The sequence below is a fragment of the Streptomyces sp. NPDC056734 genome, from assembly GCF_042790455.1.
Lineage (GTDB): Bacteria > Actinomycetota > Actinomycetes > Streptomycetales > Streptomycetaceae > Streptomyces.
In genome coordinates this window covers 381831-406565 of the sequence record NZ_JBHTZD010000002.1, presented here as the reverse complement: position 1 = coordinate 406565, position 24735 = coordinate 381831, and the positions used below count along the sequence as shown (strand labels likewise).

General features: G+C 70.2%; 24 protein-coding genes. 15 read left to right on the top strand and 9 right to left on the bottom strand.

The genetic code is table 11. From position 1 onward, the window contains the following. Positions 1-54 precede the first annotated feature (54 nt). Positions 55-525, bottom strand: coding sequence for an Lrp/AsnC family transcriptional regulator (locus tag ACFRFC_RS03830; protein WP_382681319.1), 471 nt, complete (start codon positions 523-525; stop codon positions 55-57). Positions 526-788: 263 nt separating this feature from the next. Continuing rightward, complete coding sequence (locus ACFRFC_RS03825) at positions 789-2228, bottom strand: tetratricopeptide repeat protein (RefSeq protein WP_382681322.1); 1440 nt, start codon at positions 2226-2228, stop codon at positions 789-791. A 91-nt stretch (positions 2229-2319) separates the two neighbouring features. Here ACFRFC_RS03825 and ACFRFC_RS03820 point away from each other — a divergent pair, with 91 nt between their 5' ends. Continuing rightward, positions 2320-3726 (top strand): FAD-binding oxidoreductase, encoded by a 1407-nt coding sequence (locus ACFRFC_RS03820; RefSeq protein WP_382681324.1) that lies wholly within the window; start codon positions 2320-2322, stop codon positions 3724-3726. A gap of 26 nt (positions 3727-3752) precedes the next feature. Here the strand turns inward: ACFRFC_RS03820 and ACFRFC_RS03815 are convergent, their stop codons facing one another. Further along, positions 3753-4226, bottom strand: a complete 474-nt coding sequence (locus tag ACFRFC_RS03815) for an SsgA family sporulation/cell division regulator (protein ID WP_382681326.1) — start codon at positions 4224-4226, stop codon at positions 3753-3755. A gap of 352 nt (positions 4227-4578) precedes the next feature. Here ACFRFC_RS03815 and ACFRFC_RS03810 point away from each other — a divergent pair, with 352 nt between their 5' ends. After that, complete coding sequence (locus tag ACFRFC_RS03810; RefSeq protein WP_382681329.1) at positions 4579-6297, top strand: RDD family protein; 1719 nt, start codon at positions 4579-4581, stop codon at positions 6295-6297. A gap of 481 nt (positions 6298-6778) precedes the next feature. Then, on the top strand, positions 6779-7519 hold the full coding sequence (locus ACFRFC_RS03805) for an RDD family protein (protein ID WP_382681331.1): 741 nt from the start codon (positions 6779-6781) through the stop codon (positions 7517-7519). A 152-nt stretch (positions 7520-7671) separates the two neighbouring features. Here ACFRFC_RS03805 and ACFRFC_RS03800 read toward each other — a convergent pair whose 3' ends face one another. Next, positions 7672-7968, bottom strand: coding sequence for a hypothetical protein (locus ACFRFC_RS03800; RefSeq protein ID WP_382682056.1), 297 nt, complete (start codon positions 7966-7968; stop codon positions 7672-7674). A gap of 449 nt (positions 7969-8417) precedes the next feature. Here ACFRFC_RS03800 and ACFRFC_RS03795 point away from each other — a divergent pair, with 449 nt between their 5' ends. Together ACFRFC_RS03795 and ACFRFC_RS03790 are read left to right on the top strand one after the other, a co-directional pair. Then, entirely contained in the window at positions 8418-10766 is a 2349-nt protein-coding gene (locus tag ACFRFC_RS03795) for an immune inhibitor A domain-containing protein (RefSeq protein WP_382681335.1), read from the top strand. A gap of 121 nt (positions 10767-10887) precedes the next feature. Beyond that, a complete protein-coding gene (locus ACFRFC_RS03790; protein ID WP_382681337.1) occupies positions 10888-11217 on the top strand; it encodes a hypothetical protein in 330 nt (109 codons plus the stop codon). A gap of 109 nt (positions 11218-11326) precedes the next feature. Here ACFRFC_RS03790 and ACFRFC_RS03785 read toward each other — a convergent pair whose 3' ends face one another. Both ACFRFC_RS03785 and ACFRFC_RS03780 read right to left on the bottom strand, forming a co-directional pair. After that, complete coding sequence (locus ACFRFC_RS03785; RefSeq protein WP_382681339.1) at positions 11327-11929, bottom strand: isochorismatase family protein; 603 nt, start codon at positions 11927-11929, stop codon at positions 11327-11329. A 203-nt stretch (positions 11930-12132) separates the two neighbouring features. Further along, on the bottom strand, positions 12133-13470 hold the full coding sequence (locus ACFRFC_RS03780; RefSeq protein WP_382681342.1) for a nicotinate phosphoribosyltransferase: 1338 nt from the start codon (positions 13468-13470) through the stop codon (positions 12133-12135). Positions 13471-13528: 58 nt separating this feature from the next. Between ACFRFC_RS03780 and clpS the strand changes: the two genes are divergently transcribed. From clpS to ACFRFC_RS03745, 7 genes are all read left to right on the top strand, one after another. After that, the gene (gene clpS / locus ACFRFC_RS03775) at positions 13529-13846 is read left to right on the top strand and encodes an ATP-dependent Clp protease adapter ClpS (protein ID WP_382681344.1); all 318 of its coding nucleotides are present in this window, start codon (positions 13529-13531) and stop codon (positions 13844-13846) included. Between the two features lie 11 nt (positions 13847-13857). Further along, positions 13858-14466, top strand: coding sequence for a DUF2017 domain-containing protein (locus ACFRFC_RS03770; protein WP_382681346.1), 609 nt, complete (start codon positions 13858-13860; stop codon positions 14464-14466). 666 nt (positions 14467-15132) lie between these two features. Continuing rightward, positions 15133-16584 (top strand): amino acid permease, encoded by a 1452-nt coding sequence (locus ACFRFC_RS03765; protein WP_382681349.1) that lies wholly within the window; start codon positions 15133-15135, stop codon positions 16582-16584. 78 nt (positions 16585-16662) lie between these two features. Beyond that, a complete protein-coding gene (locus tag ACFRFC_RS03760) occupies positions 16663-17085 on the top strand; it encodes a Mov34/MPN/PAD-1 family protein (RefSeq protein WP_382681352.1) in 423 nt (140 codons plus the stop codon). A gap of 79 nt (positions 17086-17164) precedes the next feature. Next, complete coding sequence (locus tag ACFRFC_RS03755; RefSeq protein WP_382681355.1) at positions 17165-17263, top strand: putative leader peptide; 99 nt, start codon at positions 17165-17167, stop codon at positions 17261-17263. A gap of 119 nt (positions 17264-17382) precedes the next feature. Next, the gene (locus ACFRFC_RS03750; RefSeq protein ID WP_382681358.1) at positions 17383-17661 is read left to right on the top strand and encodes a MoaD/ThiS family protein; all 279 of its coding nucleotides are present in this window, start codon (positions 17383-17385) and stop codon (positions 17659-17661) included. A 16-nt stretch (positions 17662-17677) separates the two neighbouring features. Continuing rightward, positions 17678-18628: a PLP-dependent cysteine synthase family protein gene (locus tag ACFRFC_RS03745; RefSeq protein ID WP_382681360.1), complete on the top strand. Its 951-nt coding sequence runs from the start codon at positions 17678-17680 to the stop codon at positions 18626-18628. Between the two features lie 240 nt (positions 18629-18868). On the opposite strand, the gene ACFRFC_RS03740 is transcribed toward ACFRFC_RS03745, so the two are convergent. Beyond that, on the bottom strand, positions 18869-19330 hold the full coding sequence (locus ACFRFC_RS03740) for a type II toxin-antitoxin system PemK/MazF family toxin (protein ID WP_382681362.1): 462 nt from the start codon (positions 19328-19330) through the stop codon (positions 18869-18871). A 225-nt stretch (positions 19331-19555) separates the two neighbouring features. Between ACFRFC_RS03740 and ACFRFC_RS03735 the strand changes: the two genes are divergently transcribed. Then, complete coding sequence (locus ACFRFC_RS03735) at positions 19556-20308, top strand: MBL fold metallo-hydrolase (RefSeq protein ID WP_382681365.1); 753 nt, start codon at positions 19556-19558, stop codon at positions 20306-20308. Positions 20309-20508: 200 nt separating this feature from the next. Here the strand turns inward: ACFRFC_RS03735 and ACFRFC_RS03730 are convergent, their stop codons facing one another. Together ACFRFC_RS03730 and ACFRFC_RS03725 are read right to left on the bottom strand one after the other, a co-directional pair. Further along, positions 20509-21759, bottom strand: coding sequence for a PTS transporter subunit EIIC (locus tag ACFRFC_RS03730; RefSeq protein ID WP_382681367.1), 1251 nt, complete (start codon positions 21757-21759; stop codon positions 20509-20511). A 196-nt stretch (positions 21760-21955) separates the two neighbouring features. Beyond that, positions 21956-23242 (bottom strand): PTS transporter subunit EIIC, encoded by a 1287-nt coding sequence (locus ACFRFC_RS03725; RefSeq protein WP_382681369.1) that lies wholly within the window; start codon positions 23240-23242, stop codon positions 21956-21958. A 175-nt stretch (positions 23243-23417) separates the two neighbouring features. Here ACFRFC_RS03725 and ACFRFC_RS03720 point away from each other — a divergent pair, with 175 nt between their 5' ends. Then, positions 23418-23651, top strand: coding sequence for a glucose PTS transporter subunit EIIB (locus ACFRFC_RS03720; protein ID WP_382681372.1), 234 nt, complete (start codon positions 23418-23420; stop codon positions 23649-23651). A 163-nt stretch (positions 23652-23814) separates the two neighbouring features. Then, positions 23815-24549, top strand: a complete 735-nt coding sequence (gene rph / locus ACFRFC_RS03715) for a ribonuclease PH (RefSeq protein ID WP_382681375.1) — start codon at positions 23815-23817, stop codon at positions 24547-24549. Positions 24550-24735: the final 186 nt, after the last annotated feature.

The window sequence follows — 24735 nt, the reverse complement described above, 5'->3', positions numbered from 1 at the left end:
ACCCCGGTCGGCCGGCCCGACTGCGTCCTTCGTGCCCGGCCCCGAGGACAGGCGTCACTCCTGGAGCGCCGCCTGCTCCACCAACGGGATGATCCGCAGCGGAACGGGGTTCTCCATGACGATCGCCGTGGAGGCCCGGACAATGCCATCAAAACCGACAACGCGATCGATCACCCGCTGAAGATCGGCGTTGGAGCGGGCGACCAGCCGGCACATCATGTCCCCGGTGCCGGTCGTGGTGTGCAGTTCCAGCACCTCCGGCACGGTCGCCAAGTGCGCCCGCACATCCGGCCCTTGCCCCTGCCGGATCTGGAGAGTGGCGAACGCCGTGACCGGATAGCCGAGGGCCGCCGGATCGACCTGCGGCCCGAACCCCCGGATGACGCCATTCGACTGAAGCCGATCAAGACGCGCCTGCACGGTTCCGCGCGCCACGCCGAGCCGCCGGGACATCTCCAGCACACCGATGCGCGGCTCCCGCGCCAGCAGCACGATGATCCCGCCGTCCAGCCGATCGATCGCCATGGCACCCTCCGCCTCCGGCGGCCCTCCTGTACAGAGCGGCGCCTCGCTCGCCCACATGCTGATCAGATTGTCCAGCGAAAGCGCAAGCTACTGCACATCATGCGGAGGGCGGGAGACGCGTGCACCTATGACCCGCGCCACATGCCCTCCGCCGGGCAGGAACGGCCGGGTTCAGGCGGACCACCCTTTCGAGGGCCACCCGTCACCCCGGTCGCCCCTGCCACCCCGGTCACCCTCGTCACCTCTGCCACCCCCGTCACCCCTCACCCCGCCCCACCACCCATCTCCGGCACCTCTCCCACCGGAGCCTCCCCCAGTTCCTCCAGTGCCGCCCGGGCCGCCGGGGCGTACAGCGGTGAGAAGTACGGATTGATCCGCAGCGCCTCGTCCAGGTGGCGCCGCGCCGGGCCCTCCCGCCCCAGTGATCGTTCGATCATCCCGCGGTGATAGGCGTACAGCGCGTTCCGCTCGCCGCCCCCCTCCCGCGCCTCGGTCGCCCGTGTCGCCAGCTTCAGCGCTTCCTCGTCCTCACCCGTGCGGTGCAGGGCCCAGCCCAGGGCGTCCGCGACCGCCGTGGACGGCTGGCGCCGCCACTCCTCGCGCAGCACCCGCACCGCTTCCAGCGCATCGCCGTGGTCGGCCTCGAACCGCCCCAGGACCAGTTCCCCGTCCACCCCGCCCGCCGCCGCGCCACGCACCTGGTCGCGCAGCAGGTCGTACTGCTCCTTCGCGGACTGTCCCAGCCGCAGCGATTCGTACAGTTCGCCGAGTTCGAGCGCGTACTCCGGTGACGGCTGGTTCGCGAGCGCCGCGCGGTACGCGCTCAGCGCCTCCGACGTACGCCCCAGCGCGGCCAGCGTGCGTGCCTGGCCCGCCTGCGCGGCCCGCTGGTCGGGGTCCGCGCGCCGGGCCTCGGTGAAGTGCCGCAGGGCCACCGCCAGGTCGCCGCGCTCCCAGGCGAGCTGTCCGGCCCGTTCCAGCCAGGCCGCGCGCTCGGCCGGCTGCTCGGCGGCGGCTGCCGCGTCGGACAGCACGGCCGCCGCGTCCTCCCGCCAGCCCAGGTCCCGGTAGACCGCGGCGGCCCGCGCCTGGACGGCCGGACCCGCGTGCAGCTCCATCAGCCGATCCAGTGTTCGCTTGACCGCTTTATGATCACCGAGTCCGGTGTACGCCTCGATGAGCTGCGGATACGTCGTCCAGCGCCGACCGTTTCCCTGTTGCGCGGCCTCCGCCCACTCGCGCGCCGCCGGGAAGTCGCGCCGCGCGTTCGCCAGCGCCGCGAGCCCCTCCAGCGCCGGAACGTTCCCGCGCGGGCGCACCCTCAGCGATGTGCGCAACGCCTGCTCGGCCGTCGGGTAAGAGGTGGCGTCCGCCAGCCGCCGTCCCTGCTCGACATACGCCGTGCCCAGCAGCGCCCACGCCCCGGCGTCCTTCGGGCGCTCCCGCACCCGGGTCTCCTGCTCGCCGATCAGCACCGCCAGATCGGACAGCGCGGCCGGTGCCCCTCCCGTGACCGCCGCCCGCGCCAGCGCTCCCGGACCCGGCGCCGGTGGCGGCCCCTCCGCCGGCCGCCACCACCGCCACACCGACATCCCGGCGAGCACGACACACCCGGCGAGCGAAACGATCAGCGCGGTTCTGATCACCCGCCGGGACCGGCGCCGCCGCGGGCCGCCCGGATCCACTCTCTGCTGGATCTCCATGCCGCTCACTCTGCGTCAGTACGACCGTCCGGCCCCGGCGGCCGATGCGGGCGCCCATGGGGTTCACACCGATGGCCCCGGGTGTCACGCTGTGATCATGAGCCGTATCGAAGCCGCACCCCACGAGGCGCGGGGCAACCTCACCGACCGGCTGCTGGCGGGACTGCCGGCCGAGGCCGTCCTGGCCGACCCCGACATCACCGCCTCCTATGCCAACGACATGGCGAGCTTCTGCCCGGCCGGCACCCCGGCCGTGGTGGTGCTGCCGCGCACGGTCGAACAGGTCCAGCACGTCATGCGCGTCGCCACCGACCTGCGCCTCCCGGTCGTCCCGCAGGGCGCCCGCACCGGACTGTCCGGCGGCGCGAACGCCTCCGAGGGCTGCATCGTGCTGTCCCTGACCAAGATGGACCGCATCCTGGAGATCAGCCCGGTCGACCGGATCGCCGTCGTCGAACCCGGCGTCGTCAACGCCACGCTCTCCCGCGCGGTGGGCGAACACGGCCTCTACTACCCGCCGGACCCTTCCAGCTGGGAGACCTGCACCATCGGCGGCAACATCGGCACCGCCTCCGGCGGTCTGTGCTGCGTGAAGTACGGGGTGACCGCCGAGTACGTCCTCGGCCTGGACGTCGTCCTCGCGGATGGCCGCCTGATGTCCACCGGCAGGCGCACCGCCAAGGGCGTCGCCGGATACGACCTCACCCGGCTGTTCGTCGGCTCCGAGGGCTCGCTGGGGATCGTCGTCCGAGCCGTCCTGGCGCTGCGCCCCAAGCCGCCGGAGCAACTCGTGCTCGCCGCCGAGTTCTCCTCCGCGGCCGACGCCTGCGACGCCGTGTGCCGGATCATGGCAGGCGGCCACGTCCCCTCCCTGCTGGAGCTGATGGATCGTACGACCGTCAAGGCGGTGAACGATCTCGCGCACATGGGGTTGCCGGAGACCACCGAGGCGCTGCTCCTCGCCGCGTTCGACACGCCGGACCCCGCGGCCGATCTCGCGGCGGTCGGGGCGCTGTGCGAGGCCGCGGGCGCCACCGAGGTGGTCCCGGCCGACGACACCGCCGAATCCGAACTGCTCCTCCAGGCACGCCGCCTGTCGCTCACCGCCCTGGAGGCGGTCAAGGGCGCCACGATGATCGACGACGTGTGCGTTCCCCGCTCCCGCCTCGGCGAGATGCTCGAAGGCGTCGAACGGATCGCCGACAAGTACCGGCTGACCATCGGCGTCTGCGCCCACGCGGGCGACGGGAACACGCATCCCACCGTCTGTTTCGACGCACAGGACCCCGAGGAGTCCCAGCGGGCCCGCGAGTCCTTCGACGAGATCATGGCGCTCGGCCTGGAACTCGGCGGCACGATCACCGGCGAACACGGTGTGGGCGTCCTGAAGAAGGAGTGGCTGGCGCGCGAGATCGGCCCGGTGGGGCTGGAGATGCAGCGGGCCGTCAAACATGCCTTCGACCCGCTGGGCATCCTCAATCCGGGCAAGCTGTTCTGACCTCACTTCTGCCGGGCCCCGGCGCTTTACTCACCGTCCTTGGACTCGTCCGAGGGCCACGGGTCGCGCAGCCACAGATCGTCGGCCGGGGTGGGGGCCAGCAGCTCGGCGAGGCCGTCGTCGATGCCGAGCTGCTCGGCCTCGGTGCCCGGCGGGACCACCCGCAATGTTCGTTCCAGCCACGCCGACACCTGCGCCGCCGGGGCCTCCATCAGCGCGTCGCCGTCCGGTGAACTCAAAGCGATCAGAACGACGGTGCGCCCTTCGACCTTCGTCGGCCACACCCGTACGTCCCCGTGCCCGCACGGCCGGAACACCCCCTCCACGAGCAGTTCGCGCGCGAACGTCCAGTTCACCGGGTGCTCGGAGTTGATGTGGAAGGAGATGTGGATGGCGTACGGATCGTCGGTGCGGTAGCTCAGCCGGGCCGGCACCGGGACGCTCCGCTCGGGCGACAGGATGAGCCTCAGTTCCAGCTCACGTTCCACGACGGTGTGCATGACGGGCGGTTCCTCTCTTGCCTGTTCGTGCGTGCTCGTACGTGCTCGTACGTACTCGTGCGTGTTCGCACGCGCTCGTGTCCGAATGGGCCGCCTTTCGCGGGCCCGCGCGAGTGCAGAGAGGCAAAGGGGCGGAGCATTACGCGACTTCGGCGAGATTTTTTTCCGGGACTCTTCCGGACGCCCCTCGGAGGCCCCCTCGAACGCCCCTCCGGTCCCCGGCGATCTTCAGGGACGTAGCACATTCGTGCCCGGAACGAGTGGGTCCGGCGGGACGGGGCGTGGGGATTGCGCCGGTCTGATAGATGTGGAGCCCCCTTACCCACCCGCGAGCAGATACGGGACGACGGACATGAGCGCCCCAACCCCGGCACCAGGCGACGACAGGCCCCGCGAGGGGTACTACCCGGACCCCTCCATCCCCGGATATGTCCGCTACTGGAACGGCGCCTCCTGGGTGCCGGGCACCAGCCGCCCCGCCCCGGCCGACGGCGAACCGCTCAGCCCCCCGCCCGGCGTCCAGCCCGCCACCCCGGCCCCTGCCGCCGCCCCCGCCGCGCCGGTCGAGGAGACCGGCCCGCACTTCTTCGACGAGGACCCCGATCCCGCCCCGGCCGCGGGCGAGCACTACGGCAGCCGTCCCGAACCGGCCACCGCCTGGGGGGCCGACCGCAGCCGCCAGGCCGGTTACGGCGGCGACCAGGACCGGCGGGTGTCCTGGGGTTCCCCGGACCCCGACGCCCCACGGCAGGCCGCCGACCCGCGCGTGGCCCACGGCGCCGAACCGCCCGCCGCGGCCCAGCCGTCCGCCCCCGCCCAGCCCGAGGGCCGGTCCTCCCGCGCCGACGGCATCGCGACCATCCCGCCCACCGAGGGCATCGGCGAGGCCCCCGACCCCGGCACCTTCGTCTTCCGCCGCCCCCGTACCTCGGGGCCGGGCCCCCAGGCCGAGTCCGCGAGCGGCGCGGCACCGATCCCCGACCCCGGCACCATGACCTTCCGCCCGGTACCGCCTCGCAGCGGACCCCAGGGAGTGTCCACGCCCGGCCGGAATCAAGGACAAGGACAGGGGCAGGGACAGGGCCGGAGGCAGGGCCAGGGCTACAGCCACACCCAAGGCCCCGCGCACCATCAGGCCCAGGCCCAGGCCCAGGCCCAGGGCCAAGGCCAGATCCAAGCGCAAGGCTCAGGACCGGGCTTCGGCGCGGGAATGACCGCGGCCGACCGCGCGGGCGCCGCCCAGCACGGCACCCCACAGACCCATGCCCCCGCCCCGGCACAAGCCCAGGCCCAGGCCCAGGCCCCGGCCCCGTCCGTCCCCTCCCAGTCCACACCCCCGCGGCGCACCCCGGAACCCGCCCCGCAGCCCACCCCCCAATCCGTCCCGCCGCAGTCCGGCACTCCCTCGGGCGCCCCCTCCAGCGCCCCCCTTACCAGCGGCCCCGGCGGCGGACAGTCCTCCTGGGCGCAGCAGGTGCACCGGCTGGCCGGGGCGTCCGGTGGAGCCGGTGGTTCCGGTGGCGAGCCCGTGGCGCCCTGGCGTCCGCCGGCCGACGACCCCTTCCAGGCGATGGCCCGGCGTCAGACGGAGGCCCGCCCCGCCGCGCTGGGCAAGCGGCTGGTGGCCCGGCTGGTCGACACGCTGGCCGTCGCGGCGGTCACCGCGGTCGCCGCCGTGCCCCTCGGCACCAGAGCGCTGGACCACATCAACGGCAAGATCGACGAGGCGAAGCTCTCCGGACGGACCGTCACGGTCTGGCTGCTCGACAGCACCACGTCGGTCTATCTGGCCATCGTCCTCGGCGTGCTGCTGCTCTTCGGCGTGCTCTACGAGGTGCTGCCCACCGCCAAATGGGGCCGCACGCTCGGGAAGCGGCTGCTCGGCCTGGAGGTGCGGGACATCGAGGGGCACGAGCCCCCGACCTTCGGCGCCGCGCTGCGCCGCTGGCTGGTCTACAGCGTGCCGGGGCTGCTCTGCTTCGGGCTGATCGGCGTCCTGTGGTGCCTGTTCGACAAACCGTGGCGGCAGTGCTGGCACGACAAGGCGGCACGGACGTTCGTGGCGGGCTGAACCGAAACAGGGCCTGCCGGCCCGGTACGGGGCTGGAGGCGCCGCCGGGCCGTTCGCTGAGCGACTGACTGCGTGCACGGCCGGAGCCGCCCCCTGATCGCCCAGCCAGGCACCTCGCCCTCCCCGGCTGATCGCCCCGCCAGACCCCCCGGGTCGCCCCCACCCCCGTACGCCGTGCCCCGCCCGCCCTACACCACCAGCCCCGTCCCTCGCACGCCGGCCGACGGCCCTCGCCCCCCGGCTCGATCCACCCCGAGCCCCGCTCACCCCACCTTCGTACGCCGACCACACCTTCGTACGCCGACCACCCCACCCGCCCTACGCCAACCACCCCACCCGCCCTACGCCACCCGCCCACCCCCGTACCCCCCCCATACGGCGAACACGACAGCCGCCCCTCCCCCTCCGCCCCGGATGATCCGGTACTCCGGACGGCCCCTCGCCGGATGCGGAGGTGGGGGGTTCGCGGTCCACTCGGGCCATGAGCACCCAACCGCCTCCCGGTTCCGGCGAGCCGCCGGACGACGACCCGTTCAGGAAGCAGCCCCCGCCCGGGGAAGGCGCGGGCTCACCGTACGACGCCCCCCAGCCGCCCCCGCCCCCGCCGGCCGGCGGCGGCCAACCACCCCCGCCGGGCGACCAGCCGCCCCGCTACGGCGACCAGCCGCCCCCCTCCGAGGGCGACCAGCCGCCCCCGTACGGCGGTGGCCCCTACGGCGGTCAGTCCCCGTACGGCACGCCCCCCGGCGGTTATCCGGGCGATCCGCTGGCCGGGATGCCGCCGCTCGCCGACAGCGGCCGGCGCACGCTCGCGCGGATCATCGACATGATCCTGGTCGGTATCGTGGTGTGGCTGATCACCTGGGGCTTCAACGTCGACGAGTACAACGTGAACTCCGACAACGTGCAGTTCGGCCGTTCGCTCGTGCAGTCGGCGATCGCGGCCGTGCTCTACATGGCGTACGACACGTTCCTGATCTCCCGGACCGGTCAGACGCTCGGGAAGAAGTGGCTGAACCTGCGGGTGGCGAATCTGGACAACGGCAGTACGCCGTCGGTGCAGAGTTCGCTGATCCGCGCGGCGGTGCTGTGGATTCCGTTCGCCTTCTGCTGCGCCTGCGTGTGGACGGCGATCTGCGGTGGCTGGAGCTTCTTCGACAAGCCGTACAAGCAGGGGCTGCACGACAAACCGGCCAAGACGGTGGTGGTGAGCACCGGCTGAGGCGGCGCCGCCACCGCGCGCGAGCGCACCCTCAGGGTGCACGCACCCCCGCGTGAACGCCCCCGCGCGAACGCCCCGCGCACACGACGGCGGGCCCGTGGAACCACGGGGCCCGCCGTCGGCGTATTCAGCTGTGGAGCGGTACGACCGGGTCAGGAGCGGGTGGGTTCCCGGACCGGCTGACGCCGACGGGGGCCGGCGGGCACCGTGACCGCCACCGGGTGCTGCGGCACGGGGGGTGCCACGGTGGTGGAGGGGATCCGCTTGGGGGATTTCTTCACAGGGGCCGTGACGGAGACGACCAGGCCCAGGGCCAGTGCCGTCACGGTGACGACGGCGATCCCCCCGGGGGAGTTCGTCTGTGACAGCAGCAGCATGGCGAGGGTCGACAGGATCACGGTGCACGAGCCGTAGACGAGCTGTGCGGCAGTCGGACGAGGCATGGCAATCGTGTCCTCGGAAGTGGGGGTGAGACTAGGTTGTCGGCCTGGCTTTCCGCCGACTTCCGGGCGTTCCGCCACTCGACTCTAACGGCGTGGATGCCCGAGGGGAACGAACGGTAAGCGTGACCTGACCTACTGTGCCGGAGCACAGGGGGCGCACCGAGTCATGACGTCCACCAAGTGGACGGTCGCGCGCGCCCGTTGACGGCATGGTTCCGCATGTACGCGCAGGTGCGGGGCAGTTTGGATGGGGATGGGCGGCGGTGCCACGTTCGCTCAGCGGGGTGAACGTACCGCATAGTGCAATTGACCTGTCCAAGTCAAGATCTGTCTTTTCTTCTCAACCTCTAGTCGAATGACGTCACTTGACTACACGCGTTGATCAGGAGCGCGCGGGTTCCACACCACTCCCGGACCCCTCCTTCCGCGCGCCCGGACGCGGAGGAGGAACTCAAGTGACCAGTAGACCCTGGATGTTCAGAGCAGCGGCGACCGCCGTAGCGCTCGCCGCGGCCACCGCCACGATCTCCGGTTTCACCGTGGCCCAGGCCGACTCCACCCAAGCGTCCGCCACCACGGCCGTCGACCGCCAGGACCCGGCGTCGGCCCAGGCGAACGAAGAGCCCCACAACCTCAAGGGACCGCTCACCGACACCCAGACCGCCCAGCGCGAGGAAGCTCTCAACCAGGTCATCTCCGGAGAGGCCGAGGTCCAGGAGCGCAACGGCTCGCAGGTCGTCGAGCTGGAGTCCAAGAAGGGCGACAGCAAGTACGTCGAGCTGGGGCGGGAGAGCACCGACAAGATCTTCACCATCCTGGTCGAGTTCGGTGACCAGATAGACAGCCGCTACGGCGGCACCCCCGGGCCCCTGCACAACGAGATCGCCGAGCCCGACCGGTCCAAGGACAACAGCACCGACTGGCAGGCGGACTACAACCAGGAGCACTACCAGGACCTGTACTTCGGCGAGGGCGCCGACTCGATGAAGACCTACTACGAGACGCAGTCCTCGGGCCGCTACTCGATCGAGGGCGAGGTCTCCGACTGGGTCACGGTCCCCTACAACGAGGCCCGCTACGGCTCCAACAGCTGCGACCCGGACAACTGCGCCTGGTACGCGGTGCAGGACGGCGTCACCGCCTGGGCCGCGGGCCAGGCGGCGGCCGGCAAGACGGACGCCGAGATCACGGCGAAGCTCTCCGAGTACGACCAGTGGGACCGTTACGACCACGACGGCGACGGCGACTTCAACGAGCCCGACGGCTACATCGACCACTTCCAGATCGTGCACGCCGGTGAGGACGAGTCCGCGGGCGGCGGCGCGCAGGGCACGGACGCCATCTGGGCGCACCGCTGGTACGCGTTCGGCACGGACGCAGGCGCCACCGGCCCCGAGGGCAACAAGCTCGGCGGCACCCAGATCGGCACCTCCGGCATCTGGGTCGGCGACTACACCATCCAGCCGGAGAACGGCGGCCTCGGTGTCTTCGCCCACGAGTACGGCCACGACCTCGGTCTGCCGGACCACTACGACACCCAGGGCGGCGAGAACTCCACCGGGTTCTGGACCTTGATGTCCTCCGGCTCCTGGCTGGGCACCGGCGAGGACTCCATCGGCGATCTGCCCGGTGACATGACCGCCTGGGACAAGCTCCAGCTGGGCTGGCTGAACTACGACACGGCCACGGCCGCGACGGCGTCGAAACACACCCTGGGCGTCGCCGAGTACAACACCAAGAACGCGCAGGCCCTGGTGGTCGAACTGCCGGACAAGGAGGTCACCACCGAAGTGGTGCCGCCTGCGGAGGGCGCCACGCAGTGGTGGAGCGGCAGCGGTGACGATCTGCGCAACACGCTGACGAGATCGATCGATCTGACCGGAAAGACATCGGCGGACCTGACGTTCGACGGCTGGTACCAGATCGAGGCCGACTACGACTACCTCTACACCGAGGTCTCCACCGACGGCGGCGCCAACTGGACGTCGATCGACGGCACGGTGAACGGTCAGCCGATCCCGCGCGACGGCAGCGACAAGCCGGCCCTGACCGGCACGGTCGACTCCTACCAGCAGCTCTCGTACTCGCTCGACGCGTACGCGGGCCGGCAGATCGATCTGCGCTTCCGCTACGCCACCGACGGCGGAGTGGCGCTCAAGGGCTTCGCCGCCGACCGGATCTCGGTCGTCGCCGACGGCACCGCGCTGTTCACGGACAACGCCGAGAGCGCGGACGCGGCCTGGACCGCCGGCGGCTTCTCCCGCATCGGCGCCTCGTTCACCGACGACTACGCGCAGTACTACATCGCCGAGAACCGCCAGTACGTGTCGTACGACGAGACCCTTGAGGTCGGTCCGTACAACTTCGGCTTCTCCGCCCGTCCGGACTGGGTGGAGCACTACGCGTACCAGAACGGTCTGTTGATCTGGAAGTGGGACACCTCGCAGGCGGACAACAACACCAGCGTCCACCCGGGCGCCGGTCTGGTGCTGCCGGTCGACTCCCACGCGACGCCGCTGAAGTGGTCGGACGGCACCCTGATGCGCAACCGCATCCAGTCCTACGACTCGACGTTCAGCCTCTCCCGCACGGACGGCATGACGCTGCACAAGGCGGGCGTGCCGACCCGGATTCCCTCGTCGAAGGGCGTGTCGGTCTTCAACGATCACACGAACACGTACTACGACCAGACGAACCCCACGGCGGGCGTCAAGATCACTGACACCAACACCAAGATCAAGATCGTCAATGAGGCCAAGAATGGCTCCACGATCACGCTCGAAGTGGGTCGTGCGGTGAAGTAAGCGACATTTACGCAGGTCAGGCGCGTATCGGCGGGAGCCCCTTGGCGGGCTGCCGCCGATCGTGTTTAGGTGCGTCCTGTGGTTCTCTTATTGACACCGGCTCGTACGGGGGAGTGACTGCATGGCCGCAGGAGGTTTCTGCAAGCTGCCGAACGGCACGGTGGTGGTGGCGCTGAATCTGCCCAGCCCCGCCCCCGACCGCCCGGCGGGCGTACGTGTGCTCGTCCACGCCCAGAACCGGGCGCGCGCCCTGACCAGGCTGCGCAATCTCGGCCTGCGCGCGATCTACCTGCGCGGCAACACGGCCCCGCCCACCCCGGACGAGGTCACCGCCGTACTGCACCACCCCGACGGCCTCATATGGCGCACGGCCCCGGAGGACCTGCTCGGCGTGACCGAGCTGTGGCACCCGATCCGGGCGCTGCTGCGCAGACCGGCGGCGCCTGCGTAGGGTCCCGGTCGGTCACCTGCGCGGGAAGGCCCTGGAGGGGGCCTGAGGGCGGGCCGGCCGTAGGGCGGGCCTGAGGGGCTGGCGGGTCGTAGGGCGGGCCTGAGGGGCTCTAGGCGGGTCCCTGGCCGTTCACGACCGGCTTGCCGGTCAGTCCCACCCCGGCCCCGCGCAGGTCCTCCAGGGCCCGCTCGGTGGTCTCCGCGGCCACCCCGGCGGTCAGGTCCAGCAGGACCTGGGTGCGGAAGCCCTCGCGGACGGCGTCCAGGGCGGTGGCCCGCACACAGTGGTCGGTGGCGATGCCGACCACGTCCACCTCGTCGATCTTCCGCGCGCGCAGCCAGTCGGCCAGCGAGGTGCCGTTCTCGTCGGCCCCCTCGAAGCCGCTGTACGCCGCCGCGTACGCCCCCTTGTCGAACACCGCGTCCACCGCGCCGGAGGCGACCGCCGGGGCGAAGTTCGGATGGAAGCCGACGCCCTCCGTGCCCGCGACGCAGTGCGCGGGCCAGGAGTGCACGAAGTCCGGATTGTCCGCGAAATGGCCACCCGGCGCGATGTGGCGGTCACGGGTGGCGATGACATGCCGGTAGCCGGCCGGGGCCTGGGCGATCAGATCGGTGATGGCGGCGGCCACGTCGGCCCCTCCGGCCACCGCGAGACTGCCCCCCTCGCAGAAGTCGTTCTGCACATCGATGACGAGCAACGCACGACGCATGTTCGGTGTCCTTCGACGGTGGGGTTCCGGGGGCGGAACCTACGAGCCTAGAGAATCGGGGCCGGATGGGGGAGGGGCGCCGACGCCCCGAAGGGTGCACGGGGTGCACGGGGTGCACGGGGTGCACGGGGTGCACGGGGAACGCGGGGAAACACGGGGAACTGCGCGAACGATCACCACGCGCGGAGCATTCGCACACGGCCTCATCCGGCCGCCGCGTACTCGGTCGGGAGCACCGGTTCCCCGCGAGACAGCTGGGTCGCCGACAAGGGCAGCCTCGCACGCGCCGCCACGTGCCGCTCGCGCACGACGTCCAATGGCTCGCGCGTGATCACCTGACCACCTTTGATCAGCTCGACCAGCAGCTGAAGATCGGCCAGCTCGCCGGGAACGGACCCCGTACCGATCACCTCGGCCTCGGCCACCCCCCGCTCGTCCACCCGCCGGGCGGCCCACTTGCGCCCGCCGATGGACGTCTTGCCCCCGGTGGACCGCTTCGCGACCGGCACCAGCGGCGCCCTGGGATCGCCCGACTCGGCCCGCGCGACCAGCTTGTACACCATCGAGCAGGTCGGATGCCCCGACCCGGTCACCAATTGCGTGCCCACCCCGTACGCGTCCACCGGGGCCGCCGCCAGCGAGGCGATGGCGTACTCGTCGAGGTCGGACGTCACGATGATCCGCGTCCCGGTCGCCCCCAGCTCGTCCAGCTGCTGCCGCACCCGGTGCGCGACCAGCAGCAGATCCCCCGAGTCGATGCGTACGGCCCCCAGATCGGTCCCGGCCACCTCCACGGCCGTACGGACCGCCTCGGCGACGTCGTACGTGTCCACCAGCAGCGTCGTGCCGCGCCCCATGGAGTCCACCTGGGCGCGGAAGGCGTCCCGCTCGTGGTCGTGCAGCAGGGTGAAGGCGTGGGCGCTGGTGCCGACGGTCGGGATGCCGTAGCGGAAACCGGCCGCGAGGTCGGACGTGGAGGAGAAGCCGCCGATGTACGCCGCGCGGGCGGACGCGACCGCGGCCAGCTCGTGGGTGCGCCGGGCGCCCATCTCGATCAGCGGGCGGTCCCCGGCGGCCGACGACATCCGCGAGGCCGCCGCGGCGATCGCGGAGTCGTGGTTGAGGATCGAGAGGATCACCGTCTCCAGGAGCACGCACTCGGCGAAGGAGCCCTCGACGCGCATGATCGGCGACCCGGGGAAGTACACCTCGCCCTCGGGATAGCCCCAGATGTCCCCGCCGAAGCGGTATCCGGCCAGCCACTCCAGGGTGTCCTCGTCCACGATCGATCGTTCGCGCAGAAAACCGATCACGGCGGCGTCGAAGCGGAAGTTCTCGACGGCGTCCAGCACCCGGCCGGTGCCCGCGACGACGCCGTAGCGGCGGCCGTGGGGGAGCTGCCGGGTGAAGACCTCGAAGACACTGCGCCGTTGCGCGGTGCCCGCCTTGAGGGCCGCCTGGAGCATCGTCAGCTCGTACTGGTCCGTGAAGAGCGCCGTCGAGGGGACATCCACCGGCAGCCCAAGGTCTGCTGTGTTCATGACCCTTGATGCTACACCCCATTTCGTCAGTGTGACGATTTGTGGCGCACGTGGCAGCATGGGGGTTGTGACGTCAGCCGCTCCCATCGAGATCGAACGCACCGAGTCGGCGGAGGAGGTCTCTGCCGTACCGGAGCCCGACGTCCCCTGGGTCACGATCGTGCACAACGACCCCGTCAACCTCATGAGCTATGTGGCCTACGTCTTCCAGACGTACTTCGGCTATTCCAAGGACAAGGCCCACAAACTCATGCTCGACGTCCACCACAAGGGCCGTGCGGTCGTCTCCAGCGGGAGCCGCGAGGAGATGGAACGCGACGTGCAGGCCATGCACGGCTACGGCTTGTGGGCCACCCTCCAGCAGGACCGGAAGTAGCGATCGCCGCCATGCCAGGAACCTTCGAACCGCTCCCCGGCGGCGGCGCGGCCGTCGCGCTCGACGAGGTCGAGATCTCCATCATCCGGTCGCTGACCGTCCAATTGCTGGAACTGATCGGACCCGGCCCCGCCGAGGACACGCCCGACGACCCGCTCGCCGAGCTGTTCGCCGAGGGCCCGAGCGAACCGCCCTCCGACCCGGTCCTCAAGCGGCTCTTCCCGGACGCCTACACCGATCCCGAGCACACGCCCGCCTCCGCCGCACAGGCCGAGGAGCGGCGCTCCCACTCCGCGGAGTTCCGCCGCTTCACCGAGAACGACCTGAGGGCCGGCAAGCGCGACAACGCCCTCGCGGTGATCCGCTCGCTGGACGAGCTGGCGGCGGACGCCACCGGCTCCGGCGCGGTGCTGAAGCTCTCCCCCGAGGACGCCCGGCCCTGGCTCGGCTCCCTGAACGATCTGCGGCTGGCGATCGCCACCCGGCTGGAGATCACCGACGAGGACGAGAGCGCCCTGCTCTACCGGCTCCCGGACGACGACGAGCGCAAGCCGATGGTGATGGCGTATCTGTGGCTGGGCGGCCTCCAGGAGACTCTCGTCCAGACACTCATGCCGTGATCGTCCGTTCGCGCGTCCTGTGATTCCTCGGTCGGTCCTGGCGTGACCGTCCGCCTGTGACCGTCCGGCCGGTCCTCATGCGATCATCCGGGCGGGGGTGCCGTGAGCGTCCGGCCGGTCCTGGCGTGAGCGTCCGGCCCTCCGCCTCGTGATCGTCCGATCGGTCCTCCCGTGATCGTCCGATCGGCCCTCCCGTGATCGGCCGACCCTCCCTCCCGTGATCGGCCCGCCCCGTCCCTTCACCCGGTGATCGTCCCCGCCCGGGCCGTGATGTTCGAACGATCACGCCTCCGATGTTCACCCGCTCGGACTCCCGCGTCGACACACCGACGAATCTTTCGTGTCCCGTGCTTCTGACGGGGTTTTGTTCGCTCAGCGGACGCTCAAATCGGGATAACGATCGCGTCACCGGGGTCGCCGTTTATGGCGGAGGCGTCCCACGTTTGTCCCCTTCTCCTTGTGTCGTGCGCCACATGTTGCGCGGCCGTTCGACGATTCCAGCGTGATAGATCTGCACTTCGCCCGGCGGACGCCACCCCTGTCCGACCGGGTGCGCCACCGAGCCGGCCGACCGCCGGCCTGGCACTCCATCTATCCGGGGGGATCGAAATCCGGTCCGCGGCCGTGCGACGGCCGTGACCGGGCATGGAGAAAGGCGCACCACTGATGACCTCTGCGCAGGTCGACCAGACCTACGACGGCGACGGGGCCGGGAGCGGCAACGCGCCCGAGGAAGGCTACGAACGCGGACTCGGCAGCCGCCAGGTCCAGATGATCGCGATCGGCGGCGCCATCGGCGTCGGCCTCTTCCTGGGGGCCGGGGCGAACATCGCCAAGGCCGGTCCGAGCCTCATCCTCATGTACGCCGTCGCGGGCGTGATCATCTTCTTCATCATGCGGGCCCTGGGCGAACTGCTGCTCTACCGCCCGGTCTCCGGCTCCTTCGCGGAGTACTCGCGGGAGTTCCTGGGCCCGTTCTTCGGCTACTTCACCGGCTGGACGTACTGGCTGATGTGGGTGGTCACCGGGATGGCGGAACTGACCGCCGCCGCGATCTATGTGAACTACTGGTGGCCGGTCGTCCCGCAATGGGTGACCGCTCTTGTCTTTCTGATCATCCTGTTCGGGGCCAACCTGATCTCGGTGAAGCTGTTCGGCGAGATCGAGTTCTGGTTCTCCATGGTCAAGGTCACCGCCCTGCTCGGCATGATCGTGATCGGTCTGGGCGTGCTCACCTTCGGCTTCAGCTCGGCCGGGGACACCGCCGCGGTCTCCAACCTGTGGGCCTTCGACGGCTTCTTCCCCAAGGGCATCGGCTCGTCCCTGATGACCCTCCAGGGCGTGATGTTCGCCTACCTGGCGGTCGAACTGGTCGGTGTCACGGCCGGTGAGTCGGAGAACCCCGAGAAGACCCTCCCCAAGGCGACAAACACCCTGCCCTGGCGGATCGCGCTCTTCTACGTCGGCGCGCTCACGGTCATCCTGTGCGTGGTCAAGTGGACCGAGTTCGCACCCGGGGTGAGCCCGTTCGTCGAGGCGTTCGCGCAGATCGGCATTCCGGCGGGCGCCGGCATCGTGAACTTCGTGGTGCTCACCGCCGCCCTGTCGTCCTGCAACTCCGGCATGTACTCCACGGGCCGCATGCTGCGCACCCTGGCCGACAACGGCGAGGCCCCGCGCGTCTTCAGCAAGCTGTCCTCCACCCGCACCCCGGCGTTCGGCATCACCGTCTCGGTGCTGTTCATGGGGATCGGCGTGATCCTCAACTACATCGTCCCCGAAAAGGCGTTCGGATACGTCGTCTCCATCGCCACCGCCGCCGGCATCTGGACCTGGCTGATGATCCTGGTCAGCCATGTGCTCTACCGCCGGGGCGTGGACGCGGGCCGGCTGCCGCGCTCGTCCTTCCCCGCCCCGGGCGGGGCGGTGTGCTCGTACATCGCCATCGCGTTCCTGCTCTTCGTGACCTGTCTGATCGCCTACGACGCCGACGCGCGGGTCTGTCTGTATGTGATGGCGGGCTGGGCCGCCGCACTGTGGATCGGCTGGCAGGTCCTGAAGACCCGCAACCCGCAGGTGGGTGAGGACCCGGTCCGGACGGCCGACAAGGTCGGCTGATCACCGAAGCGTCCAGCATGTGGGCTGTCCCGTACCGGCCATCGGTACGGGACAGCCCCGTTGCTTATCCTGGCGACCATGCTGACCCTCACACAGGCCCTGTACGACCAGATCGTCGCCCACGCGCGCGAGGATCACCCCGACGAGGCGTGCGGCGTGGTCGCGGGCCCGGTGGGCACGGGCCGGCCGGAGCGGTTCATCCCGATGCTGAACGCCGCCCGCTCGCCCACGTTCTACGAGTTCGACTCCGGGGATCTGCTCAAGCTCTACCGCGCGATGGACGACCGCGACGAGGAGCCGGTGATCATCTACCACTCCCACACCGCGACCGAGGCGTATCCGTCCCGCACCGACATCTCCTACGCCAACGAGCCCGGCGCCCACTATGTGCTGGTGTCCACGGCGGACGCCGACGGGGCGGGCGAGTTCCAGTTCCGGTCCTTCCGGATCGTGGAGGGTGAGGTCACGGAGGAGGAGGTCACGGTCGTGACGGCCTACTGATCCCGGCATTCGGTCAGAATTCATCCAGTATGCGAGATCACATTCCAAAGGCCGGACCGGGAATCGATACGATGACCGCATGGTTCTGAACGACGTGAGCGAGAAGGCGCCGAGCACCGTGCTGCTCGTGGCGCGGCTGCACGTCGACCTGTGCAGGCTGAACAGCGCCATCTGTTGACGTTCCCTGCCGCCGTACGGCCGTGAGCCGCGGCGCGGCACCATCCCGTCGCACCACCCCGCCGCACCAGCGCCGCCGCGCGCCCACCGACCCGCCTCTTTTGACAGGAGCCCGCAATCATGGCCATCGAGGTCCGCATCCCCACCATCCTGCGCCAGTACACCGACGGTCAGAAGGCGGTGCCGGGCAGTGGCGACACCCTCGCCGCGCTGTTCGCCGACCTCGAAACCCGCCACGCGGGCATCCAGGCCCGCATCGTGGACGGCGATCAGCTGCGCCGCTTCGTCAACGTCTACCTCAACGACGAGGACGTCCGCTTCCTGGACGGCATCAGCACCAAGCTCACCGACGGCGACAACGTGACGATCCTGCCGGCCGTGGCCGGCGGCATGGCCTGAGGGCCGCTGACCCGCGATGCGCTACGACTCCCCGCTGGCCGCGGTGGGCAACACCCCCCTGGTGCGCCTGCCGCGGCTTTCGCCGTCCCCCGAGGTCCGGATCTGGGCCAAGCTGGAGGACCGCAACCCGACCGGTTCCGTCAAGGACCGCCCCGCCCTGCACATGATCGAGCAGGCCGAGAAGGACGGACGGCTCACCCCCGGCTGCACCATCCTGGAGCCCACCTCCGGCAACACCGGCATCTCCCTCGCCATGGCCGCCAAGCTCAAGGGCTACCGCATCGTGTGCGTGATGCCCGAGAACACCTCGCACGAGCGCCGGGACCTGCTCGGCATGTGGGGCGCCGAGATCATCTCCTCCCCGGCCGCGGGCGGCTCCAACACCGCCGTGCGCGTCGCCAAGGAACTGGCCGCCGAGCACCCGGACTGGGTGATGCTCTACCAGTACGGCAACCCGGACAACGCGGGCGCGCACTACGCCACGACCGGCCCGGAGATCCTCGCCGACCTGCCCTCGATCACCCACTTCGTGGCCGGACTCGGCACCACCGGCACCCTGATGGGCGTCGGCCGCTACCTGCGCGAACACAAGCCGGACGTCAAGATCGTCGCCGCCGAGCCGCGCTACGACGACCTGGTCTACGGCCTGCGCAACCTCGACGAGGGGTTCGTGCCCGAGCTGTACGACGCCTCCGTGCTCACCACCCGCTTCTCGGTCGGCTCCGCCGACGCCGTCACCCGCACCCGTGAGCTGCTCCAGCAGGAGGGCATCTTCGCGGGCGTCTCCACCGGCGCCGCGCTGCACGCCGCGATCGGTGTCGGCCAGAAGGCGGTCAAGGCCGGGGAGAGCGCGGACATCGTGTTCGTCGTCGCGGACGGTGGCTGGAAGTACCTGTCGACCGGGGTGTACACGGCGGCGACCACGGAGGAAGCGATCGAAACGCTCCAGGGCCAGCTCTGGGCGTAGCTCGTTCGATCATCCGCGCGTGTTCGTTTCACGCGCGTGCTCGTTCCGCGGGGGCGCGGGTGACGCGCGGATGATCGTGTCGCGCGTGATCATGTGGCCTGGATTCCTGTGGCCCAGGTACTCGCGGCCCGCCCAGGCTCATACGGCCCGCCCATGCTCACGCGGCCCGCTCAGGCTGATACGGCCCGCTCCGGCTCATGACGCGCAGGATCATGACGCCAAGGATCATGACGCGCGGGTTCATTTCGCCAGATGGCGGACCTGGTCCCACAGGGCCGGATCCACCGTCCCCGCCCGCCGCCGGAAGTCCGTCACCGGTACCCGGCGCAGCTCGTCCGTCTCCAGGAAGCTCGGGCGGCCGTGCGCGTCGCCGACCGAGCCGGGCGGCAGCCGGAGCACGCCGGCCCGTTCGTCGCGGTACTTCGTGGTGATCTTGGCGACCAGCGCCCGCCGCCCGTGCACCGCGAGCACCAGACAGGGCCGGTCCTTGCCACCGGGCCCGTCCTCGTAGGGCACCTGGGCCCACCAGATCTCCCCGGGCCGCGGATCGGCCCGCGCCGCCCGCCGCCCCGGGCGTTTCGCGCGCCCCGGTGGCCGGCGCCGCCCGCCCGGCCGCCGCCCTCGCCCCCACCCGTCGACGAGCGCGGCGACCAGCGCGAGCAGCACCACCGCCGCGAGCGCCGGCCACCATGACGTGTCCATACGGACGACGGTACCGGCCCGCCCGGCCGACGCCGGGTGCCGTGCCGTGGGCCGTCCGCCGCGCCCGGCCCCCGTGCCCCGTACGTCCAGCCGAACCGGTGACACCACAGGTGAGTTCGCCCACAACAGCCCTGGGCGGAGGAGCGACCGGAGGTTTTGCGCCTTACGCTCGACAAACCGCACGACCCCCGTCTCTCCTTATCCGCCAGCGGAGGTTTCTGTTTCATGAAGCTCACCGTCGTCGGCTGCTCGGGGTCGTTCCCGTCCGCGGAATCGGCCTGTTCGAGCTACCTCGTAGAGGCCGACGGCTTCCGGCTGCTTCTCGACATGGGCAACGGTGCCCTGGGCGAGTTGCAGCGCCACTGCGGTCTCTACGACCTCGACGCGATCTTTCTGAGCCATCTGCACGCCGACCACTGCATCGACATGTGCGCCTATTTCGTGGCGCGGTACTACCGGCACGACGGCGGCCGGGCCGATCCGATCCCGGTCTACGGACCGGAGGGCACGGAACACCGGCTGACCACCGCCTACGCCGACACCCCGACCGCCTCGTCCATGAGCGAGGTCTTCGACTTCCACACCGTCAAGCCGGGCACCTTCGAGATCGGCCCCTTCACGATGCACACCGACCGGGTGGCGCATCCCGTGGAGGCCTACGGCATCCGCGTCGAGCACGCCGGGCGGACCCTGACGTACTCGGGCGACACCGGCGTCACCCAGGCGCTGGACGAACTCGCCCGCGACGCCGACCTGTTCCTGTGCGAGGCCGCGTTCACCCACGGCAAGGAGTCCATCCCGGACCTGCATCTCAATGGCCGTGAGGCGGGCGAGACCGCGACCCGCGCCGGTGCCCGCCGGCTGGTCCTCACCCATATCCCGCCGTGGACGGACCCTCAGCTGAATCTGGCGGACGCGCGTGAGGTGTATGACGGGCCGGTGGAGCTGGCGGCGCCCAGGGTGTCGTACGAGATCTGACCGAGTGGATCTGACCGAGTGGATCTGACCGAGTGGATCTGACCGAGTGGATCTGATCGAGTGAGATCTGATCGAACGAACACTGGACGAATACCGAACGACATACGAAAGGCCCCGGCATCTCCATGATGCCGGGGCCTTCGTCAGGGGCGTTCGGGGGAGGGAACCCCAGGGAGGATGGGGTGACGCCCCTGCGGGGGTTACGCCTTGGTGAGGTCCTCGACCTCTTCCTCGGGCTCGCGGCCCGGGGTGGGAAGGTTGAACTTCACGATCGCGAAACGGAAGACCGAGTAGTAGATCGCCGCGAAGACCAGGCCGATCGGGATGATCAGCCATGGCTTGGTGGAGAGGTTCCAGTTCAGCGCGTAGTCGATGAAGCCCGCGGAGAAGGTGAAGCCCGCATGGACGCCCAGCGCCCAGGTGATCGCCATGGAGAGGGCCGTGAGCACCGCGTGGATCACATACAGCAGCGGGGCGATGAACATGAACGCGAACTCGATCGGCTCGGTGACACCGGTCACGAACGAGGTCAGGGCGAGCGAGATCATCATGCCCATCACGGCCTTGCGGCGCTCGGGCCGGGCGGCGTGTGCGATCGCGATCGCGGCGGCGGGCAGACCGAACATCATGATCGGGAAGAAGCCGGACATGAACTGACCGGCGTCCGGGTCACCGGCGAAGAACCGGTTCAGGTCGCCGTGCACGACCTCGCCCGCGGCGTTGGTGAAGTCGCCGATCTGGAACCAGGAGACGGTGTTGACGAACTGGTGCATACCGATCGGGATCAGTGCGCGGTTGATCAGACCGAACAGACCGGCACCCACGGCGCCCAGGCCGGTGATCCACTCGCCGACGTCCGAGATGCCGTTGCCGATCGGCTCCCAGATCAAGCCGAACAGCACGCCCATCGCGGTGCCGACGAACGCCATGATGATCGGCACCAGACGGCGCCCGTTGAAGAAGCCGAGCCAGTCCACCAGCTGCTTGCGGTGGTAGCGCTGCCACAGCGTGGCGGACAGCAGACCCATCAGGATGCCGCCGAGCACACCGGGGTTGTTGTAGGTGGCGGCGGCGTCCGCGCCGTCCTGGACCACCGCTTCGGTGACCGGGAACGCCTTGAGCACATTGCTGTACACCAGGAAGCCGACGAGCGCGGCGAGCGCGGTCGAGCCGTCCGACTTCTTGGCGAAGCCGATGGCCACACCTATACAGAACAGCAGCGGCAGGTTGTCGAAGATCGCGCCACCGGCGGTGGCGAACACGGACGCGACCCTGTCCCAGCCCAGCCCGTCCGGGCCGAACACATCCGGCTGGCCGAGGCGCAGCAGGATGCCGGCCGCGGGGAGGACGGCGATCGGGAGCTGCAGGCTGCGGCCGATCTTCTGGAGGCCCTGGAACAGACCGGATCCCCGCCGCTTCGCGGGGGCCGCCGTGGTGGTGGCGGAACTCATACTTCCTCCAACGGGTGGTGGTCTACACCACTCAGTGGTGTAGACCTGTTCTAGCAGATGAGCAGCGCATAAGGAACCCTCCTTTCATAACGTCTGGGATGCCGTTCCGAACCAGCCGAGGGCACGCCGAAGGACCCTCGGACGTGACGTCCAAGGGCCCTGGTGGGGAAGCCGGTTGGGGTACCTGTGGAGACGGTTACACCTTGGTCACGTCTTCCACCTCGTCCTCCGGTTCACGGCCCGGGGTCTTGAGGTCGAACCTGGTGATCGCGAAGCGGAAGATCACGTAGTAGACGGCGGCGAAGCACAGGCCGATCGGGATGATCAGCCAGGGTCTGGTCGCCAGGTTCCAGTTGATGACGTAGTCGATCAGACCGGCGGAGAAGCTGAAGCCGTCCTTGACGCCGAGCGCCCAGGTCACCGCCATCGACACGCCGGTGAGCAGCGCGTGCACCACGTAGAGCATGGGCGCGATGAACAGGAACGAGTACTCGATCGGTTCGGTGATGCCGGTGACGAACGAGGTCAGCGCCACCGAGAGCATCATGCCGCCGATCTCCTTGCGGCGGTGCGGCTTCGCGGTGTGGGTGATCGCGAGGGCCGCGGCGGGCAGCGCGAACATCATGATGGGGAAGAAGCCCGTGGTGAACTGGCCCGCGTCCGGGTCGCCCGCCAGGAACATGTTGATGTCGCCGTGCACCACCGTGCCGTCCGGCTTGGTGTACGTGCCGAACTGGAACCAGATGGGCACGTTCAGGAACTGATGCAGGCCGATCACCAGCAGCGCCCGGTTGGCGACGCCGAAGATGCCCGCGCCCCACGCGCCCAGGTCGTCCATCCACTGGGAGAAGCTCTCCAGCGCGCCGCCGATCGGCGGCCAGATCCACAGGCACAGCGCGGCGAACGCGATCGCCACGAACGCCATGATGATCGGCACCAGCCGCCGGCCGTTGAAGAAGCCCAGCCAGTCGACCAGCCTGGTGCGGTGGAAGCGGGCCCAGAAGTACGCGGCGAGCAGCCCCATGACGATGCCGCCGAACACCCCGGGATTCTGGTAGGTGAAGGGTCCCACCGTGCCGTCCTGGGCCTGGCAGCCCGCCACCACCACCTGCGCCCCCGCCGGGCAGGCGATCGGGAACTGGCGCAGCACCGAGTAGTAGACGAGGAAACCCGTCACCGCGGCGAGCGCGGTCGAGCCGTCCGCCTTCTTCGCCATGCCGATGGCCACGCCGACGCAGAACAGCAGCGGCAGGCCGAGCGAGGAGTCCAGCAGGGCGCCGCCCGCGCCGACCATCACCTTGGAGACATCGGTCCAGCCGAGCCCGTCGGCGCCGAACACGTCGGGCTGGCCGAGGCGGTTGAGGATGCCCGCGGCGGGGAGGACCGCGATGGGAAGCTGGAGGCTCCGGCCCATTTTCTGGAGCCCTTGGAACACACTGTTCCAGCGGGACCGTCCAGGGCTGACGGCGCTCTCGGCACTCATCGGACTCCTCCCGGTGGGGCCGGGGTTGGCGGTGGTCGGCACGGTGGTGTAGACCAGTTGACTGAGGGTTCCGCTGTCGTGTCGCCATCATTCGGTACGGACGGCATGACCGCTCGCGAAGTTGGGCCAACTGTGGGTTACTGCGACAAAGCGGTTCGGATCAGGGAGAAGGAACATGGCCAGCAAGGCTGAGAAGATCGTTGCCGGGCTCGGTGGCATCGACAACATCGAGGAGATCGAGGGCTGCATCACCCGCCTGCGGGTCGAGGTGGCGGACGCATCCCTGGTCAACGACGCCGCTCTCAAGGGCGCCGGCGCCCACGGTGTGGTGAAGATGGGCACCGCCATCCAGGTCGTCGTGGGCACCGACGCCGACCCGATCGCGGCGGACATCGAAGACCTGATGTGAGTCGTTGGTGAGTCGGCGCCGACCGATCTGAGAAGGGCCCTTCCGGTACGGACCGGAGGGGCCCTTTCCGTGCGCCCCGGCCCGCGTTCCCCTCCGTACCCGCCGGTACGGGCGATGCGCACCTGACGGCAGGGGCCGGCCCCGGGGGCACTAGGCTCCTCCCATGTCACGAATCGACGGCCGCACCCCCCGACAGCTCCGCCCGGTCAGCATCGAACGCGGCTGGAGCAAGCACGCCGAGGGCTCCGTCCTCGTCTCCTTCGGCGACACCCGGGTCCTGTGCACCGCCTCCGTCACCGAGGGCGTCCCGCGCTGGCGCAAGGGCAGCGGCGAGGGCTGGGTCACCGCCGAGTACGCGATGCTGCCCCGCGCCACCAACACCCGCGGCGACCGGGAGTCCGTCCGGGGCCGGATCGGCGGCCGTACGCACGAGATCTCCCGGCTGATCGGCCGCTCCCTGCGCGCGGTCGTCGACTACAAGGCGCTCGGCGAGAACACCGTCGTCCTGGACTGCGACGTCCTCCAGGCCGACGGCGGCACCCGCACCGCGGCCATCACCGGCGCGTACGTGGCGCTGGCCGACGCCGTCACCTGGGCGCGCGAGAAGAAACTGATCCGCGCGAGCCGCCAGCCGCTCACCGGCACAGTCGCCGCCGTCTCGGTCGGCATCGTCGACGGAGTCCCACTGCTCGACCTCCGCTACGAGGAGGATGTGCGCGCCGAGACCGACATGAACGTCGTCTGCACCGGCGACGGGCGGTTCGTGGAGGTCCAGGGCACCGCGGAGGCCGAGCCGTTCGCCCGCGAGGAACTCGACGCGCTGCTCGACCTCGCCGTGGCCGGCTGCGCCGAACTGGCCACCGCGCAGCGCGCGGCGCTCGACATCGCGGCCGGGTAGTCGGCGGTAGGCGGTGGGCGGTGGGCAGAAATCGGCAAGCCGGGAGGCTGAACCGCGCCCGAACCGGCCGTCAACCGGGCACAAAGCCCGGAAGTGACACCGGCCGGCAATCCGGGCACCGAACCGGAACGCGAGCCCGAAAGTAAAGGGCGTACCAAATCAGCCGGTCGGCGGCGGCAACCGTTG

Coding starts and splice junctions, on each gene's coding strand:
- ACFRFC_RS03830 (WP_382681319.1), bottom strand. CDS start 525: ATGGCGATCGATCGGCTGGACGGCGGGATCATCGTGCTGCTGGCGCGG.
- ACFRFC_RS03825 (WP_382681322.1), bottom strand. CDS start 2,228: ATGGAGATCCAGCAGAGAGTGGATCCGGGCGGCCCGCGGCGGCGCCGG.
- ACFRFC_RS03815 (WP_382681326.1), bottom strand. CDS start 4,226: ATGCACACCGTCGTGGAACGTGAGCTGGAACTGAGGCTCATCCTGTCG.
- ACFRFC_RS03810 (WP_382681329.1), top strand. CDS start 4,579: ATGAGCGCCCCAACCCCGGCACCAGGCGACGACAGGCCCCGCGAGGGG.
- ACFRFC_RS03805 (WP_382681331.1), top strand. CDS start 6,779: ATGAGCACCCAACCGCCTCCCGGTTCCGGCGAGCCGCCGGACGACGAC.
- ACFRFC_RS03790 (WP_382681337.1), top strand. CDS start 10,888: ATGGCCGCAGGAGGTTTCTGCAAGCTGCCGAACGGCACGGTGGTGGTG.
- ACFRFC_RS03785 (WP_382681339.1), bottom strand. CDS start 11,929: ATGCGTCGTGCGTTGCTCGTCATCGATGTGCAGAACGACTTCTGCGAG.
- ACFRFC_RS03780 (WP_382681342.1), bottom strand. CDS start 13,470: ATGAACACAGCAGACCTTGGGCTGCCGGTGGATGTCCCCTCGACGGCG.
- clpS (WP_382681344.1), top strand. CDS start 13,529: ATGGGGGTTGTGACGTCAGCCGCTCCCATCGAGATCGAACGCACCGAG.
- ACFRFC_RS03770 (WP_382681346.1), top strand. CDS start 13,858: ATGCCAGGAACCTTCGAACCGCTCCCCGGCGGCGGCGCGGCCGTCGCG.
- ACFRFC_RS03765 (WP_382681349.1), top strand. CDS start 15,133: ATGACCTCTGCGCAGGTCGACCAGACCTACGACGGCGACGGGGCCGGG.
- ACFRFC_RS03760 (WP_382681352.1), top strand. CDS start 16,663: ATGCTGACCCTCACACAGGCCCTGTACGACCAGATCGTCGCCCACGCG.
- ACFRFC_RS03755 (WP_382681355.1), top strand. CDS start 17,165: ATGGTTCTGAACGACGTGAGCGAGAAGGCGCCGAGCACCGTGCTGCTC.
- ACFRFC_RS03750 (WP_382681358.1), top strand. CDS start 17,383: ATGGCCATCGAGGTCCGCATCCCCACCATCCTGCGCCAGTACACCGAC.
- ACFRFC_RS03745 (WP_382681360.1), top strand. CDS start 17,678: ATGCGCTACGACTCCCCGCTGGCCGCGGTGGGCAACACCCCCCTGGTG.
- ACFRFC_RS03740 (WP_382681362.1), bottom strand. CDS start 19,330: ATGGACACGTCATGGTGGCCGGCGCTCGCGGCGGTGGTGCTGCTCGCG.
- ACFRFC_RS03735 (WP_382681365.1), top strand. CDS start 19,556: ATGAAGCTCACCGTCGTCGGCTGCTCGGGGTCGTTCCCGTCCGCGGAA.
- ACFRFC_RS03730 (WP_382681367.1), bottom strand. CDS start 21,759: ATGAGTTCCGCCACCACCACGGCGGCCCCCGCGAAGCGGCGGGGATCC.
- ACFRFC_RS03725 (WP_382681369.1), bottom strand. CDS start 23,242: ATGAGTGCCGAGAGCGCCGTCAGCCCTGGACGGTCCCGCTGGAACAGT.
- ACFRFC_RS03720 (WP_382681372.1), top strand. CDS start 23,418: ATGGCCAGCAAGGCTGAGAAGATCGTTGCCGGGCTCGGTGGCATCGAC.
- rph (WP_382681375.1), top strand. CDS start 23,815: ATGTCACGAATCGACGGCCGCACCCCCCGACAGCTCCGCCCGGTCAGC.